The sequence below is a fragment of the Marinococcus halotolerans DSM 16375 genome, from assembly GCF_000420725.1.
GTDB classification, from domain to species: domain Bacteria; phylum Bacillota; class Bacilli; order Bacillales; family Marinococcaceae; genus Marinococcus; species Marinococcus halotolerans.
In genome coordinates this window covers 14,355-30,448 of record NZ_ATVM01000021.1, presented here as the reverse complement: position 1 = coordinate 30,448, position 16,094 = coordinate 14,355, and the positions used below count along the sequence as shown (strand labels likewise).

The following is a 16,094-nucleotide window of genomic DNA, read 5'->3' as shown; positions in this document are numbered from 1 at the left end:
TATGCCTGTGGGCGATTTTTTATATCCGACATTAATTTTTCCAATGCTTACTACTGTATCTGTTTTTGCAGCCAGGGATGCAGGTGGTCCAGCAGTTCATGGGACAGGTTGTCATTCTGCTGCTTTAAGTACCTGCGCTTCGTTTTCATGATCGAGAACTCTTCTGGCTGATGCCTGAGAATGTGGTTCATCTCTTCGACTACATAAACTTCGACCGGCCCGCTCGTATGCTGGGCAATCGCACTGACGTCTTCTGCCTTCACCTGGGCGTCTTTGCCTCCATTTACGGCGATCACAGGAATACGCATGCGGTGAAAGGCTTCTCTAGGGTCATAGTCAGCGTGCTCCTGAAACCATTTCACATTCACATTTTTATATTTTTTTGATGCTTCTTCATCGAGCAGTTCCTTAAGCACTTTATGCTGCTTTTTGATTATCCGCTTATTTACTTTTCCCGTCTTTAGTGCACGGTAAAAGATCCCTTTGCCCTCACTTATTTCCCTTTCCACCGATTCTCCCTGTTCAAGTAAAATATCAAACAGCGGCTTAGGCGACGAGGCTAGTGTCATCAGCCCCTGGACCTTTTCTTTTTCTGCCACCTTTGGCGCAATCGCCCCGCCTTCGCTGTGGCCGAGAATGAAAATTTTATCTTCATCGATTTCCGGAATCATTTTCAAAAGACGCACTGCAGCAGCAGCGTCTTCGATTAAATCCTGCAGCCCCGTTTCACGAAAATCCCCTTCACTGCTCCCAGTACCTCTCTTGTCATAACGCAGCGCCGCTATGCCCTGCTTTTCAAGCCAGGCGGCCAGTTGATTATAAATATTTAATTTCATCCTCGGTGCGTTTCCGTCGCGGTCTACAGGCCCGCTTCCTCCAATTATCAGCACACCGGGAATTTTTTCATGCCTGTTATCAGGCACGGTGAGCGTTCCATGTAATGTTTCTGCTTGATCAATTGTTATAAGCTGTTCCATGCTTTCACGCTCCATTAAAGGGTTTTGTATTAGTATTCCTATTTTTCGTTTAATAAAAACCTTTTTCGCCATTGATAATTATATTGACTAATTTGTATATACAAGTTAAAGTGAGTTTATAAATTGGTATCGTTTTCAAATGCATTCATTTAAGGAGGAACCATAATGGCAAAAATTACTAAAGAAGCCGTGGAGACGATTGTAGAAGCCGTGGGAGGCAATGAAAACATAGAAACAGTCACCCACTGCGTGACAAGGCTGCGATTTGTTTTATACGACGAAGAAAAGGTAGACAAAGAAAAGCTTACTAACCTCGATCTTGTACGGGGAGCCTTTGCTTCCGGCGGCCAGTACCAGGTTGTAATCGGCCAGGGCACAGTGGACAAAGTTTATAAAGAGTTAATGAGCGTCACGGGCCGTTCCGAAGAAAGCGGCGGGCGTGCAGGAGACGAAGATTCTGAAAGCGGTACCAGTGAAAAACAGAAATCCGGCAAAAAGCAGAACGGATTTCAACGTTTTATTCGCCTGCTCGCTGACATTTTTATTCCAATTCTTCCTGCCATTATCACAGCAGGTCTCCTGCTCGGGTTAAACAACCTGTTGACCGGCCCTGGCATATTTTTCGACGAAGCTGTAATCGAAGTGTATCCACAGTGGACCAGCTTTTCTGAAATTATTTTCATCATTGCAAACGCTTCATTTAACTTCCTGCCTGTTCTCATAGGGTGGTCGGCGGTCCGGCGGTTTGGCGGAAGCCCGCTGCTTGGTATTGTACTCGGGCTGATTTTCGTTCACCCGGAGCTTTTAAGCGCGTATGCTTATGGCGATGCAAGTGCCAATAACGAAGTGCCAACCTGGGATTTATTTGGCTGGAACGTTGAGCAGGTCGGCTATCAGGGCCAGGTGCTTCCAGTGCTTGTAGCCTCATATGTTTTAGCGCAAATTGAAATTTTCCTCCGGAAACGAATTGCAGATTCCATTCAGGTGCTGCTGGTTGCACCGATTGCTCTGCTTGTTACCGGATTCTTTACCTTTATTATTATCGGACCGGTTACCTTTGGCCTCGGGAACGCAATTACCGACTTCTTCCTGTGGACCTTTGATCAGTATGCATGGCTTGGCGGCCTGCTTTATGGTCTCCTTTATGCACCGCTCGTTATTACCGGGCTCCACCATACATTCCTTGCGGTGGACCTGCAGCTTACCGCTTCAACTGACGGCACCTTTTTATGGCCGATTCTTGCTCTTTCCAACATCGCCCAGGGCTCTGCTGCTGTTGGGATGATGATTTTAGCCTGGAGAGACCAGAACATGCGGGGACTTGCGGGTTCCGCCGGACTTTCGGCATACCTCGGCGTTACCGAGCCGGCATTATTCGGGGTTAACCTGCAGTATCGGTTCCCATTTTTCTGTGCGCTTATCAGCTCTGCCATCGCAGCAACGTTTATCAGTATTAATAACGTGCTTGCCTTTGCTGTCGGCGTCGGTGGTATTCCCGGCATCTTTTCCATCCGCCCGGGAGACTGGGGAGTATTCTTTATCGGAATGCTGATTGTCATTATCCTCCCGATTGTATTAACCTATCTCTATGGGCGTATTCGCAAAGTGGAAGTTTAACTAATGAATTCAGGCGTCTGCTGGTCTACTTGGCAGGCGCCTTTGCTCCATACAGCATATATGCGAAAGGATGAGCAGAATGGAACCGTGGTGGAAACGCGCAGTTATTTACCAGATTTACCCTAAAAGCTTTAACGATACGACCGGAAACGGGGTCGGCGACCTTCCCGGCATTATCGAAAAACTTGATTATCTGCAGAATCTCGGAATTGATGTTTTATGGCTCAATCCTGTTTATCCTTCGCCACAAAAGGACAACGGGTATGATATCAGTGATTATTATAATATTTACGATGTATATGGAACGATGGAGGACTTCGAACGCCTGTTAAGTGAAGCTCATGCAAAGGGCATGAAAGTCATTATGGATATCGTTATTAACCATACCTCCACAGACCATGCCTGGTTCCAGGCCGCTTCGTCAGATGTCTCAAGTCCTTACCGCGACTATTATATTTGGAAGGACCCCGCAGACGGGGCTGAACCAAACAACTGGGTGTCTAAATTCGGCGGCTCTGCATGGCAGTGGCACGAGCCGACAAACCAGTACTACCTGCATTTGTTTGACGTCAGCCAGGCAGATTTAAACTGGGAAAATGAAGAACTGCGCCGCCAGCTGTACGATATGATGCATTATTGGTTCGCTAAGGGCATCGATGGGTTCCGGCTCGACGTCATTAATTTAATTTCGAAGGATCAGCGTTTTCCAAATGACGATATCGGCGACGGCCGCCGGTTTTATACTGACGGTCCGAGAGTGCACGAGTGGATGCATGAAATGAATCAAAACGTATTTGCCCCGCACGGAGCTATGACAGTCGGAGAGATGTCCTCCACGACGATCGATCACTGCATCAAATATACCCGTCCGGACCGCGAAGAGCTTAGCATGACCTTTAATTTTCACCATTTAAAAGCGGATTACCCCGGAGGAGAGAAATGGGCGCTGCCTGAATTCGATTTTGTGCAGTTAAAAGAAACATTATCAGACTGGCAGCGCGGTATGTATGAAGGCGGAGGCTGGAACGCCCTGTTCTGGTGCAACCATGACCAGCCCCGTATTGTAAGCAGGTACGCCGACGACGGGAAGTACCGCGTAGAATCGGCGAAGATGCTAGCAGCGACTATGCACTGTATGCGCGGCACTCCTTACATCTATCAGGGCGAGGAGCTTGGAATGACGGATCCTTCCTACAGTTCCATCAACGACTACCGTGACGTGGAAACCATCAACTATTATAATATTATGCAAAAGCAGGGAAAAAGTCCGGAGGAAGCATTCGTTGTTATTCAGGCCCGTTCCCGGGACAACGCCCGTACACCGATGCAGTGGGACAGCTCGAAAAATGCCGGCTTCAGTGACTCCGAGCCGTGGCTGCCGGTCCCGGAAAATTATACGCTCATTAACGCCAAAGAGGCGGTAAGCGATCCCGATTCTGTGTATCATTTTTACAAAAAATTAATTCAGCTCCGCAAGGATTACAAAATCCTGACAACTGGAGACTATCAGCTCTACCTGCCGGACCACTCCTCACTTTTTGCCTACACACGCGAGGACGAAGATGAAGCATTACTTATCATAAGTAATTTCTCGTCTGATACGATTCAAGCCGGCAGTCTGGATCTTCCCGGCAAAGAAGCGGCAGGCACTGTCTTTGTCACCAACTATAAACGGGATAGCTTTTCCCTCGAAGCTGACAGCCTTCAGCCGTATGAAACAATCGTTCTGCATTACCAAAAATAGCTGCCTGAGGTGTAACGAGCATGAGTACAAAAAGAAAATATCTAGACATCTATGAAGAAATAGCGCGCGGCATCCGAAATGAGCAGTTTCAGCCTCATGCTCTGCTTCCTTCCGAGCATGAGCTCACTTCTATGTACGAAACGTCACGGGAAACCATCCGCAAAGCGCTGAATCTTCTCTCCGAACATGGGTACATTCAAAAAATTCAGGGCAAGGGCTCTGTGGTGCTTGAAACCGGCCGGTTTGATTTTCCTGTCTCCGGGCTCGTCAGCTTTAAAGAACTCGCGGAACAGACCGGCAGCAACAGTAAAACCTATGTGCATTCCTTGACCCTCTCTACTGTGCCTCCGGCCCTCCAGCACGCGCTCGAGGTTCAGGAAACGGAGCAGGTCTGGGAAGTAAAACGGCAGCGGAAAATGGATGGCGAAAACATTGTGCTCGACATTGACTACCTGCTTGAGCGCTGGATTCCCGGCCTTACTGAAGACATTTGTGCTGATTCTATTTATGACTACGTAGAGAAAAAACTAAAGCTTGTGATCAGCTTTGCGCGGAAAGAAATTACTATTGAAAAGCCGACGGAAGAAGACAGGCAGCTTCTCGATCTTTACCCGGATTCGAGTATTGCGGTCGTTCGAAACTATGTGTATCTTGATAATGCAGAATTATTTCAATACACCGAGTCCAGGCACCGTTCGGATAAGTTCCGTTTTATCGACTTTGCCCGCCGTCACCGTTAAAATGGTATCAGGAGCATGATAAAGACAAATCGAAGGAGTGATTTCTCCTGTTTACTATAAGGGACTATCCGGAGTTTTCCTGGTCGCTGTCGAGACATAAAACGCTGCTTCAATGCGAACGGCAGTATGCCCATCAGTATTACTCCTCACACAACGGCTGGCTGCGCAATGCAGACCCTTTTGCGCGTCACGTTTACCGGCTGAAAAATCTAACCAATCTTGAAATGCTGTTTGGGTCTATTGTGCACGACCTGGTAGAAGAAACACTGAAAAAATATTTAAACGACGGCCACCTTCCGACAAAGGATACGTTGAAAGAAACGATCCGCACCCGTCTGAATGCAGGGTTTATCGATTCTACGCAAAACGTAGAACAGTGGCGTAAAAAACCGAAACATACGACGATGCTCCATGAAATTTACTACGGTGAAGAAAAAAAGCTGCCCGCAGAGAAAATTAAAAAAATCCAGGACCGGCTCGAGGCTGTAGTGGAGCATATTTTAACCTGTGACACTGTACTCGAGCTCACTTCTGACCGCCCGACCTATTACCTCGAATCGGAAGAGCTCCGCACGATGAATCTTGAAAACACCAAAGTATTTGCCGTTCTCGATTTTCTTTATAAAGATGAAGAAAACAATAAATGGGTCATCGTGGATTGGAAAACCGGTCTGCAGACAGAGGAAGATCCGTACCAGCTGGCTTTGTATGCGCAGTACGTCCTTGACTATTACCCGGAAACAGCGCTTGAGGATATCGTCGTTCGAAATGAATATCTGCTCGAAGGCACAAGTGTCGAACATAAGCTCGACCACTCCACCCTTCAGGAAGTCAGAGAGCTCCTCGTCCAGAGCGTCGAGCGTATGGCAGGCTTTCTCGAGGATAAGGAAGCCAACAAGCCTCTTCCACTCGAATATTTTAAAAAAACAACCAACACCTTCGCCTGTAAGAGGTGCAACTTTTATGAGCTTTGCTTCCCGCAGCAGTAAATAAGCTTTGCCCTGAGGCTAAACGTAAAAAGTACCAGAGTCCGCAATACAGACCCTGGTACTTTTTTTATTTGGGAGGCATACGAAGCGCGCCGTCCAAACGAATCGTTTCTCCGTTTAACATCGTGTTATGAATAATTTCTTTTACAAGCGAGGCGTACTCATTTGGAAAGCCGAGCCTTCTTGGAAAAGGAACGTTCTGTCCCAGCGTCTGCCTTGCTTTTTCCGGAAAGGACATATAAAAAGGAGTTTCGAACAGGCCCGGAGCGATAGCCATAACCCGTATGCCAAAGTCTGAAAGCTCTCTGGCTGCCGGCGCCGTCAGACTCCAGATGCCCCCCTTGGAAGCACTGTAGGCAGCCTGACCGACCTGGCCTTCATAGGCCGCGATCGAAGATGTATTAATAATGATGCCTCTTTCTCCCTGTTCGTTTGGTTCATTATGTCTCATCGCATCTGCACCGAGCCGAAGCATATTAAACGTTCCAACAAGGTTCGTCTGAATAACACGAGTGAAATGCTCGAGGGAGTGCGAATCCTTTTTATTTAAAATCTTCTCTGCAAGCCCCAGTGCTGCGCAGTTAACTACTCCGTCGATGCGTCCAAACGTTTCTATCGTCTTATCGATAGTTTCTTTTCCTTTTTCGTCCGAAGTGACGTCCATCTCAATAAAAATGGCGCTGTCTCCAAGCTCTTTTGCTCTTTTTCTCCCGGGCCTCACCTCAAAATCGGCGATAACGACCTTGGCACCGTTCTCTACCAGCATATTCGCTGTAGCACCGCCAAGTCCGGATGCACCGCCGGGCAGCAAAAAAACTTTTCCGTTAATATCCATACTGCTTCCTCCCCTGTCTGTTCCTAAAGTAAAAGTTACTACTCCCATTCTACCTTATAATTACCCTAAAGAACTATTCATCAAAAGTATATATCCCTCTCTTTTCAGGAATATTTTTAAAAAACGTGTAGATTCTTTTTTGCAGCGGGAAGGTTATAATAAGAAAAGATGGATAGCATGTCCGCCAAAGGAAAGGAATGGAATGGACCATGAAACAAACAACCGGCTGGATGATCCTTCGTTTTGTCATCGTTATAGTAGCCGCTTTCGCGCTCGCATGGGCGATTGGCAAGATTTTTTCCTATACGTACCCGTTTTGGATCGCTGCTTTTTTCGCGTGGATGCTTATGCCGCTTACGAGGTGGCTTCATTATAAACTGCGTCTGCCAAATGGGATAGCCGCCCTTGTTGGCCTCCTGCTAACTTTAAGCATCGTCGGGGGCATTGTTACCGGCCTGATCTTTCTTTCAATTGAACTATTCAATGTAATCGCTGAAAAGGGACCCGCCTGGATGGAGAGCACCTTTTTGCAAATGCAGAATTTTTACAATGAAAACATCCTCCCCTTCTGGGAAAGAGCCACAGGAGCCGCTTCCGGCATTGGCGGCCAGTCTTCTGTGGATCAGGGGATAGCTCAGCTTGGAAGTCAGCTCGGCTCTGGTCTTGGATCAGTCGCTCAGACTACTGCTGACGCTTTGACCCAATTAATTTTAGGTATTCCCACGCTTTTGATTGTCCTGTTATTTATTGTATTAGCTATTTATTTCATTGGAAAAGACTGGAACCGATATGCCGGGAAAATGAAACTGGCCCTCCCTCCCTTCGTCATCGAGCGGCTGAAGGCTTTTTATCAGGCCATGTGGGCGAGAGTATTCGGCTACATTCGGGCCCAGCTGATTCTTATGCTTGTAACAGGCGTTATCGTGTTAATCGGCCTTCTTATCATGAGAGTCGACGGGGCTTACTGGCTTGCGGCTGTCGTTGGTGTCGCTGAATTTCTTCCTTATTTAGGGACCGGCACTATTTTAATTCCGTGGGGAGTGTATCTGATCATCACAGGCAACTTCGGCCTCGGGCTTGGCCTTTTGATTCTTTATACTATTACAATGATTGTCCGGCAGATTATCGAGCCAAAGGTGCTCTCTTCGAGCATGAATCTGAACCCACTCGCCGTTTTGATTTCCCTGTTTGCCGGCCTGCAGATGTTTGGAGCCGTTGGTCTGCTGGCGGGACCCGCCATTCTGGTTCTATTTATCATTCTTTGGGATATCGGCGTCGCGAAAGATATCTCGCGTTTTATCCGGTACGGCTTCGATAAATAAAGTATGCTCACGCTACGGAAAAGAAGCCTCGTGCCTTCCGGGACGACCACGGCTTCTTTTCCGTCACTTCTGTTATGATTACTTCCAATTAGGGAACGGGGTACTATACTTATTATTATGATTTAGAAAGGGTGTCAACATTGGAAACAACAACCGTTCATTCATCTAATGAAGAAGAAATACAGGCTGCCTGGCAAAAGGCTGATGAGGCTTTCACTCCCTGGGCTTCTCTATCCATAGAAAAAAGGCTGAGCTACATACAGCTGCTTCGCTTTACTATTAGCGAGCTCCGGGAAGAGATTGCCGACATTATCTCCTCCGCTACAGGAAAACCTCCTATTGAAGCGCTGGGGTCTGAAGTCATTCCGGTGCTTGAAGCGCTGCGCCACATTGAAAAAGAAGCCCCAGGTCTTTTTAACCGGGAGCGTGTCAGAACCCCGATGATTTTCATGGGTAAAAATTCATCAATTATACGGAAGCCCCGCGGAAAAATTGCTATTATCTCTCCATGGAATTTTCCGTTTCAGCTTTCTCTTATTCCTGTGGTTGAAGCGCTGACTGCAGGAAACTGCGTGCTTTTAAAGCCTTCCGCAGAGACGCCGCTCGCGAGCCTTCTTCTTGAAAAAATTTCGGAACTGTTCCCTGACGGGGTGTTTCAGGTGCTCCATGGCGGAGCTGAAACTGGACGCTTAATAATTGAACAGCAGCCGGACTATATTCATTTTACGGGATCGGTCGCAACAGGAAAGGTTATCCAAAAGCAGGCCGCCGAGCATCTAATCCCCACCACTCTCGAACTGGGAGGAAAGGATGCTATGGTCGTTCACGAGGATGCAAACGTGGAACGGGCGGCAAATGCTGCTTCCTGGGGGGCCTTCATGAACAGCGGCCAGGTATGTTTATCTGTCGAACGCGTAATTGTGCACGAAGAGGTTCAGGAAGAATTTTTGAACAGTGTACGCAGTACCATTGCCGGCCTTCGCCGGGACGGCGATAAAGAGTATGAAATCGGGCGTATGACCACAAAAAAGCAGTGGGAGACTGTCTACAGCCAGGTTCAGGAAGCGCTTGACCAGGGCGCCGAACAGATAGCCGGGAAGCCGCCCAAACAGTGGGACGAACAAACCCTCTCGATCGAACCCGTGGTTTTGACCGGAGTAACCGAAGAAATGCGGATATGGAAGGAAGAGACTTTCGGTCCTGTATTTGCAGTACGGACTTATTCTACAATAGACGAGGCGCTCGAGCTGTTTAACGATACAATCTACGGTCTGAGCGGGTCCATTTTCACTGCTGATCAGGAGCTTGCGGCGAACTTTACTGCGAAGGTCCGCACGGGCAACTTCATGATCAATGATGTAATTTCCCATGCTGCCAATCATTACCTTCCTTATGGAGGCGCAAAACAGAGCGGCATTGGATCCTATCACTCCACCGCAGGCATGCGTTCGTTCAGTATTGAAACTTCCGTTATGAGCGCACGGGGGAGTATGAACAGTGAAATTTTATGGTATCCTTATGAAGGAAAGTTCGAATCACTTTCGCAGATCATCGACTATTACTATGGCAGAAACCGTAACTGGAAATCATTTTTGCAGACGTTTATGGGCCTTGCACGCCGGCCGTAACGCTGATGTTTTCCACCTGCCCTTAGGAGTATGAAAAATGGGAAGTACATCAAAATGGAAACGATTCGCCCCGAAGCAGCTGTGGAGCCGTGTTAAGCAGACACTGCAGCCTGCTTCTGCGAACGGAGAAAAATCAAACAGCAGGCTGGACCGGCGGCGGCAGCATAAAGAACGTCAAAAGGATACCCGCCTGTATAAAACATCGCTTTATGCGTTTTATACCATGTGTGTCCTGCTGATGCTCATGCCATTTGTGTATTTTCTTCCGTGGCCGTCCATTGCCACCTGGCTGGTGGTGCTGATTCTGCTTACGCTCGGAACAACAACGACCCTCGCTGCAGTTACAATAAAAAAGCAGTCACATCACGTGCCGCTTTTATACATGTGGTTTATTCTGCTCATGTCTGCAGTATTATTAATTATCTACCTGGGCATACTTATTTATTTCCGTTTTTTTCTGCTTTAACGGCTCGGGCCTACTGTTCATCAAGGTATGGATCGAGCTTTTTATCCTGAAGCGGTTTATAATGCAGCTCGTAGGTTGTTTCGGGCGCTGGAAGGAGGCCGGCATTTTCGGCCTCCTTTGCTGTTTTTGCCGTGTATACTACCGGGATACCGCTCCAATTAATGGCAGCTTCACACATCGGGCACGGTTCCCCGCTCGTATAAAGCTCGCAGTCACTTAAGTCCTGGGTTTTTAAGAATCGTGAAGCGGTCCTTACTGCTTCCAGCTCGGCATGAGTCGTCGGGTCAAAGGTTTTAAAGCCTTTATTCCCTTCCTCGGCTACTACTTCACCACCCCGGACAATTACACAACCAAAAGGGTCCCCTTCTCCTTCTTTTTTTACCTTCTGTGCCAGCTGAACCGCCCGTTTCATCATAGCTTCATTATACATAACCGTACCCCTTATACTTTAGACTGGTATTCATTTACAAAGGCGCTGTACAGATGCTGCGAATACTCCAGATCCTCTCCGTGACAGATTGATAATTTTTCGGGAGCCACTTTCTGTATGGTTTTCGTACTCCGCATCGCCCGGTCCATATTAGCAGTAAACTGTTTCATCGGAGGACCTATACGTCCATTTTTAGAAGTAATCATGTCGCCAGTGATCAGAACGTCATCCTTTTTATGATAATAAGCGGTATGACCCGGCGAGTGCCCAGGCGTAAAATACGGATCAATCCCCATCATGGAATGAAAAACGCCGCGGCTGTCCCCCGGCAGCTGCTTCACAGAAAATCCTTTCGTATAATCCGTCGGTTTTTTACGGTTAGGATAAGGTTTCTCCCCTGTTATGTAAGGAATCTCGAGCCCATGGATATAAACAGGTGCATTAACTCTGTCCTGAATATAAGCGAGTCCGCCTACATGATCCGGATGACCGTGAGTTAATAAAATCATCTGAACCCGTCCAAAACGTGCTGCTTCTTTTAAAATTCTCGGTGCCATTGGCCGGATGCCCGTGTCGATAATAATTGATCCGTTCTCATGCTTCACGACCCAGGCACTGATGGTAATGCCTACTTTCATGTGCACCTTAATAATATTTTCACTCACCTGGCTGACTTTCACCATCTGCGATCCACTCCTTTCTTCCTTTCTCCTTCCCTTCCTGCTTCCGGTTAACGCTTTATTTTTTCGGGAAAGAGAATAACGCTGATTTAATTCTAATCATCTGTTTACAGTGTACACAATGTTGTATATAAAATTCTACCGCGAAAGGATGTTATTTATGCTTTCTCCCTGCCCTGACAGCCCAAATTGTGTTTCCACCATGAGCTCTCCGGAGGATAAACGTCATTACATGGAGCCTATACACTATTCAGGCAGCCCGGAAACAGCGAAAAGCACTATTCGCAATATTATTCGGCAGCAGACACATGCGGAAATTGTTCATGAAGACGATAACTATATTTCGACTGTATTTACGACACCGGTGCTTAAATTCAAGGATGACGTTGTTTTTTATTTCGGGGATCAGGGGCACGTTCATTTTCGTTCGGCTTCAAGAATAGGCAAGGGGGATATGGGAAAAAACAAAAATAGAATGAAAGAAATCACGGCCCGGTTTTATGACCAGAATAATGAATAAAAATTAAGAAATTTTTTTGATACTCATTGAATTTCTACCCCTTTTATAGTAAAGTCGGATTTGTTGATATTGATAATCTTTTTCAATTAGGGGGATATACATATGAATAAAAAGATTTTTATAACTTTTTTAACAATACCGGCTTTATCGCTTTCACTTGCCGCATGCAGCTCCTCAGATGACAGCGGCGGTTCTGGGGAGTCCGGGAGTGACTCTGAAAACAGCGAATCGGTAACGGTAACCGATGGCTATGACAATGAAGTGACTCTCGACGAAACACCGGAAGATGTAGTCGCCCTTGAATGGGTGTACGCAGAGGATTTGCTCGCCCTGGGCATGCAGCCTGCCGGTATCGCTGACCTCGATGGCTATAACGATTACCTGGCTGATATCGAGCCGGCCCCTTCTGAAGACGTTCAGGATGTCGGCACCAGGCAGGAGCCGAGCCTCGAACGCATTGCCGAGCTTGAGCCCGATTTAATTATTACCGCCGGCTACCGCCATGAAGATATCAAAGAGGAGCTTGAAGAAATTGCCCCGACGCTGATGTATAATCCATACCCTGCCGAGGGAGAGGGCAATCAGTATGAAGAAATGGAATCCACCTTCGAAAGCATTGCTAAAGCGGTGGGTGAAGAAGACCAGGCGGACCAGGTTTTAAATGACCTGGATGACACCTACGATGAACTGTCGACTGAAATCGAAGATGCCGGGCGCAGTGACGAGGAAGTGCTGCTTTCCCTTTCCTATCTGGCTAACGAAAACGTAACGTTCCGACTGTTTGCCGACAATTCGCTCGCCGCCCAGACGATGGAACAGATTGGCGTCGAGAACGCCTATGAGTCCGAACAGTTTGAAGAATACGGCTATACAGAAACGAGCGTCGATGCACTCGAAAATTATCAGGACCAGACATTTATAGATATTCCCACACCGGAAGGCGATCGTGATACGATTGAAGAAACACTGAATAATAATGAAGTATGGAATAGTTTATCCTTCGTTCAAAACGATGATGTTCATCGTCTTCCGAGCTCTACATGGCCATACGGCGGCCCGCTTTCATCCGAAGTGTTCGCCGAAGAGGTGGCCGACACTTTAACAAATGAGGAGTAATTATGAATTCATCCCCGTTCGTTTCAAGAGCTGTTCTGCTGTATACTAGCGGAGCAGTTTTTCTCTTGGTACTGGTATATCTGCATCTTGTGCAGAGCACCGGTACTTTTTCGGTGCTCTCCTGGTGGGAGCTTCTGCAGCAAACTGATTCTACAGAAAGCAGTATTTTCCGGACTGTATATCTCCCGAGAATCGTTATTGGGATTCTCTCAGGCATAGCTTTGGCTGCTTCCGGCGTCATTTTTCAAACGATCACAAAAAATCCGCTGGCAGCTCCGAGCACATTAGGAGTTCATGCCGGTGCCTATTTTTTTATTGTAGCTTTTGCTACCATACTGCCGGACTGGCTGGGTCTGAGCGGGTTTATCGCTGCGTTTGTCGGCGGATGTCTGGCCGCCTTAATGGTGTTTACAATGGCCGGCGGCCTTGAAGCTACACCAGTGCGGATGGCTTTAGCCGGGCTCGTACTGTCTATTGCTTTTTCATCATTTACAGCTGTTCTTCAGATATTTTTTGAAGTACAGACCGCCGGCTTGTTTTTATGGGGTAACGGCACCCTTGTACAGCAGGATTGGAGCGGTGTCCGTTTTGTATTCCCTGTACTGATCGTGCTTTTGTTCCTCGTGTTCTTTTACGCCCCCCGTCTCGATATTCTTTTGCTTGGCAAAAATCAGGCGGCGACACTCGGAGAAAACGTACGGGCTACGCAGGCATTTATGTTTTTCCTTGCTGTAGGCCTTACAGCTATTGTGGTAAGTGTTGTTGGTCCCATCGGCTTTATCGGCCTGGTAGCTCCTCATTTGACACGCCTGATGGGCTATCAGCTTCACTCCAATCTTTTGTTTGGGTCCATGCTTTGGGGAGCTGTGCTTCTGATCGGGGCGGACGTACTGGGAAGGGCCGTCGACCCTTCCCTCAGCGAGCTTCCTGTCGGAGCTGTTACATCGATAGTCGGCGCTCCGTTTCTTGTGTGGCTCATTTTAAGACACCGGGGCTCTTTTTTCGGCACGGAGCAGCAAAGTGCTATTGGAGGTGGACGTAAAAGACGTGAACTGAAGTATCCTGTCGTTTTAGCAGGTGCTGTTTTGTTTACGGCGCTCGTTTTTTTTGTGGGACTTGCCGGTGGCTCCACAGGCTTCAGCTTCGCTGACACCTGGCAGGCTCTGTTTACAGAGGAAAGCAGTGGCCAGCGGTTTATCATATTCGACTTAAGGCTCGGGCGGCTTTTAACGGCGCTTACGGCTGGTATGCTGCTTGCACTAAGCGGCATGCTGTATCAGGGCATTCTGCGCAACTCCCTCGCAGATCCTTCAGTGCTCGGGGTGACCTCAGGAGCAGGCGCAGGAGCCCTGTTTGTGCTTTTTCTTTTTAGGGATATTCCCACGGCCTTTATTCCGATTGGAGCCATTGCCGGAGCTTTTGCAGCGGTGGGCGTGATTCTGTTTTTCTCCTGGAAAACCAAATTTCATCCCGCGGTCCTGGCCCTTCTAGGTATCGCACTTTCAGCTGTAGGCGGCGCTTTGTCACAAATTATGATCACCCGATTCAATTTAAACGCTGCCGCTGCTTTAACATGGCTCTCCGGCAGCACCTATGCAACCGGCTACGAAGAGCTTCTGCAGTTTCTGCTGCTTCCACTTGCCGTAAGCGTACCGCTTGCCTGGTATTTAGCTCCTTCCTTGAACGTGCTTGCGCTAGGTGACCAGACAGCGATCGCTCTTGGAGAGCGTTTAACCTTTGCCCGGTGGGCCGCCGTACTGCTTGCCACCTTCTGTGCTGCAATGGCAGTGGCCGCCGTTGGCACAATTGGCTTTATCGGGCTTGTGGCACCTCATTTAGCCCGCATGCTTGTTGGACAGGATTATGTTCGTATTCTCCCCGTAGCCCTGTTCATCGGCGGCTCTCTTCTGGTGTTTTCTGATACCATTGGACGCACCGTGCTTGCCCCTGACGAAATCCCTTCGGGGCTTGTGGCTGCTGTGATTGGCACACCGTTCTTTTTATGGCTGATGCACAGAAGCTCTAAATCATAATAATTATGCAGAAAGAAAGCCAGGAGGCTCCTCACGGAGTTCCTGGCCTTACTTATTTTTATTTTGTTTGTGAGATTTCCGTTGCGGAAGCAGGTGTACGATCGATTAAATCATACGTCATGCATAGCGGTTTGCCGCTTTTGGGATCGGTTACGACGTGGGCATCAATACCAAACACCTGGCGGAGCACGTTTTTACAAATCACATCATTGGGACATCCAATACACTGGACTTCTCCGCTGCACATAGCGATTAAATGATCAGAAAACCGGGCAGCGTGGTTTAAGTCATGAAGCACCATCACAATCGTACGGCTTTCTTTCTCATTCAGCTCCTGAAGAAGCTCCAGCACTTCAAGCTGATGGGCCATATCAAGGTAAGTTGTCGGCTCATCCAAAAGCAGCAGGTCCGTATCCTGTGCCAGTGCCATAGCAATCCAGGCCCGCTGGCGCTGGCCGCCGGACAGAGAATCCAGAGTCCGGCTGGCAAATTCTAAAACGCCAGTATCCGTCATGGCTTTTTGAATAGCCTCGTTATCCTCCGCAGTTAATTTCCGGGTGCGTTTGCGATGCGGGTGCCGGCCGAATGATACCAGCTGTTCCACCGTTAACGTAAGCGGAATATCCGGAGTCTGGGCAAGCATTGCCATGTTTTTAGCCACTTCTTTTGTTTTCATTTCATGAATGGATTTGCCGTCTAAGTAAACGCCGCCTTCTTCAGGGGTCAGTATACGGGACAGTGATTTAAGGATCGTGGATTTACCACAGCCGTTGGGCCCGATAATGGACGTAATTTTTCCTTCCGGTATGTCAACGCTGATATTTTTCAGGACTTGTTTATTTTCGTAGGAAACGTCTACCTGCTCTGCTTGAAGTCTTGCCACCGTCGCAAGCCCCTTTCTTTTCTACAATCTTAGTTTTATCCTATGCCGTTCATAAAATTGATAATGATTTTCATTTAAAATTATAACGATTTTGCGTTAAAATAGCAAACAGAT

The 16,094-nt window shown here is 47.8% G+C and carries 15 protein-coding genes; 10 read left to right on the top strand and 5 right to left on the bottom strand.

The genetic code is table 11. The features are described from left to right. Positions 1-50: 50 nt before the first annotated feature. Positions 51-977 (bottom strand): alpha/beta hydrolase, encoded by a 927-nt coding sequence (locus tag G548_RS0113325; RefSeq protein ID WP_022794653.1) that lies wholly within the window; start codon positions 975-977, stop codon positions 51-53. Between the two features lie 165 nt (positions 978-1,142). Here G548_RS0113325 and treP point away from each other — a divergent pair, with 165 nt between their 5' ends. From treP to G548_RS0113300, 4 genes are all read left to right on the top strand, one after another. Continuing rightward, positions 1,143-2,594, top strand: coding sequence for a PTS system trehalose-specific EIIBC component (gene treP, locus G548_RS0113320; protein WP_022794652.1), 1,452 nt, complete (start codon positions 1,143-1,145; stop codon positions 2,592-2,594). 79 nt (positions 2,595-2,673) lie between these two features. Continuing rightward, positions 2,674-4,338, top strand: coding sequence for an alpha,alpha-phosphotrehalase (gene treC / locus G548_RS0113315; protein ID WP_022794651.1), 1,665 nt, complete (start codon positions 2,674-2,676; stop codon positions 4,336-4,338). A gap of 20 nt (positions 4,339-4,358) precedes the next feature. Further along, positions 4,359-5,078, top strand: a complete 720-nt coding sequence (gene treR / locus G548_RS0113310) for a trehalose operon repressor (RefSeq protein WP_022794650.1) — start codon at positions 4,359-4,361, stop codon at positions 5,076-5,078. 47 nt (positions 5,079-5,125) lie between these two features. After that, positions 5,126-6,067, top strand: a complete 942-nt coding sequence (locus G548_RS0113300) for a PD-(D/E)XK nuclease family protein (RefSeq protein ID WP_027847411.1) — start codon at positions 5,126-5,128, stop codon at positions 6,065-6,067. Between the two features lie 67 nt (positions 6,068-6,134). Here the strand turns inward: G548_RS0113300 and G548_RS0113295 are convergent, their stop codons facing one another. Beyond that, complete coding sequence (locus G548_RS0113295) at positions 6,135-6,902, bottom strand: 3-hydroxyacyl-CoA dehydrogenase (protein ID WP_022794647.1); 768 nt, start codon at positions 6,900-6,902, stop codon at positions 6,135-6,137. Positions 6,903-7,111: 209 nt separating this feature from the next. Between G548_RS0113295 and ytvI the strand changes: the two genes are divergently transcribed. The 3 genes from ytvI (at position 7,112) to G548_RS0113280 (ending at position 10,318) form a co-directional block, all read left to right on the top strand. Further along, on the top strand, positions 7,112-8,224 hold the full coding sequence (gene ytvI, locus G548_RS0113290) for a sporulation integral membrane protein YtvI (RefSeq protein ID WP_022794646.1): 1,113 nt from the start codon (positions 7,112-7,114) through the stop codon (positions 8,222-8,224). 140 nt (positions 8,225-8,364) lie between these two features. Continuing rightward, complete coding sequence (locus tag G548_RS0113285) at positions 8,365-9,852, top strand: aldehyde dehydrogenase family protein (protein WP_022794645.1); 1,488 nt, start codon at positions 8,365-8,367, stop codon at positions 9,850-9,852. A 37-nt stretch (positions 9,853-9,889) separates the two neighbouring features. After that, entirely contained in the window at positions 9,890-10,318 is a 429-nt protein-coding gene (locus G548_RS0113280; RefSeq protein ID WP_022794644.1) for a hypothetical protein, read from the top strand. 10 nt (positions 10,319-10,328) lie between these two features. On the opposite strand, the gene G548_RS18215 is transcribed toward G548_RS0113280, so the two are convergent. Continuing rightward, positions 10,329-10,748 (bottom strand): nucleoside deaminase, encoded by a 420-nt coding sequence (locus tag G548_RS18215; protein ID WP_022794643.1) that lies wholly within the window; start codon positions 10,746-10,748, stop codon positions 10,329-10,331. An 11-nt stretch (positions 10,749-10,759) separates the two neighbouring features. Further along, positions 10,760-11,431, bottom strand: coding sequence for an MBL fold metallo-hydrolase (locus G548_RS18210; RefSeq protein ID WP_022794642.1), 672 nt, complete (start codon positions 11,429-11,431; stop codon positions 10,760-10,762). Between the two features lie 118 nt (positions 11,432-11,549). Between G548_RS18210 and G548_RS0113265 the strand changes: the two genes are divergently transcribed. The 3 genes from G548_RS0113265 (at position 11,550) to G548_RS0113255 (ending at position 15,097) form a co-directional block, all read left to right on the top strand. Beyond that, positions 11,550-11,948, top strand: coding sequence for a DUF1499 domain-containing protein (locus G548_RS0113265; RefSeq protein ID WP_342664633.1), 399 nt, complete (start codon positions 11,550-11,552; stop codon positions 11,946-11,948). A 102-nt stretch (positions 11,949-12,050) separates the two neighbouring features. After that, positions 12,051-13,064 carry an ABC transporter substrate-binding protein gene (locus G548_RS0113260; protein ID WP_022794640.1) on the top strand — a complete coding sequence of 338 codons (1,014 nt, stop codon included), beginning with the start codon at positions 12,051-12,053 and terminating at the stop codon, positions 13,062-13,064. Positions 13,065-13,129: 65 nt separating this feature from the next. Then, complete coding sequence (locus G548_RS0113255; protein WP_169435250.1) at positions 13,130-15,097, top strand: iron ABC transporter permease; 1,968 nt, start codon at positions 13,130-13,132, stop codon at positions 15,095-15,097. Between the two features lie 58 nt (positions 15,098-15,155). Here the strand turns inward: G548_RS0113255 and G548_RS0113250 are convergent, their stop codons facing one another. Continuing rightward, positions 15,156-15,980: an ABC transporter ATP-binding protein gene (locus G548_RS0113250; protein WP_022794638.1), complete on the bottom strand. Its 825-nt coding sequence runs from the start codon at positions 15,978-15,980 to the stop codon at positions 15,156-15,158. Between the last annotated feature and the right edge of the window lie 114 nt (positions 15,981-16,094).

Excerpts from the sequence above, each read along its gene's own strand:
- G548_RS0113325 (WP_022794653.1), bottom strand. The coding sequence starts at position 977 with ATGGAACAGCTTATAACAATTGATCAAGCAGAAACATTACATGGAACG.
- treP (WP_022794652.1), top strand. The coding sequence starts at position 1,143 with ATGGCAAAAATTACTAAAGAAGCCGTGGAGACGATTGTAGAAGCCGTG.
- treC (WP_022794651.1), top strand. The coding sequence starts at position 2,674 with ATGGAACCGTGGTGGAAACGCGCAGTTATTTACCAGATTTACCCTAAA.
- treR (WP_022794650.1), top strand. The coding sequence starts at position 4,359 with ATGAGTACAAAAAGAAAATATCTAGACATCTATGAAGAAATAGCGCGC.
- G548_RS0113295 (WP_022794647.1), bottom strand. The coding sequence starts at position 6,902 with ATGGATATTAACGGAAAAGTTTTTTTGCTGCCCGGCGGTGCATCCGGA.
- ytvI (WP_022794646.1), top strand. The coding sequence starts at position 7,112 with ATGAAACAAACAACCGGCTGGATGATCCTTCGTTTTGTCATCGTTATA.
- G548_RS0113280 (WP_022794644.1), top strand. The coding sequence starts at position 9,890 with ATGGGAAGTACATCAAAATGGAAACGATTCGCCCCGAAGCAGCTGTGG.
- G548_RS18215 (WP_022794643.1), bottom strand. The coding sequence starts at position 10,748 with ATGTATAATGAAGCTATGATGAAACGGGCGGTTCAGCTGGCACAGAAG.
- G548_RS18210 (WP_022794642.1), bottom strand. The coding sequence starts at position 11,431 with ATGGTGAAAGTCAGCCAGGTGAGTGAAAATATTATTAAGGTGCACATG.
- G548_RS0113265 (WP_342664633.1), top strand. The coding sequence starts at position 11,550 with ATGTTGTATATAAAATTCTACCGCGAAAGGATGTTATTTATGCTTTCT.
- G548_RS0113260 (WP_022794640.1), top strand. The coding sequence starts at position 12,051 with ATGAATAAAAAGATTTTTATAACTTTTTTAACAATACCGGCTTTATCG.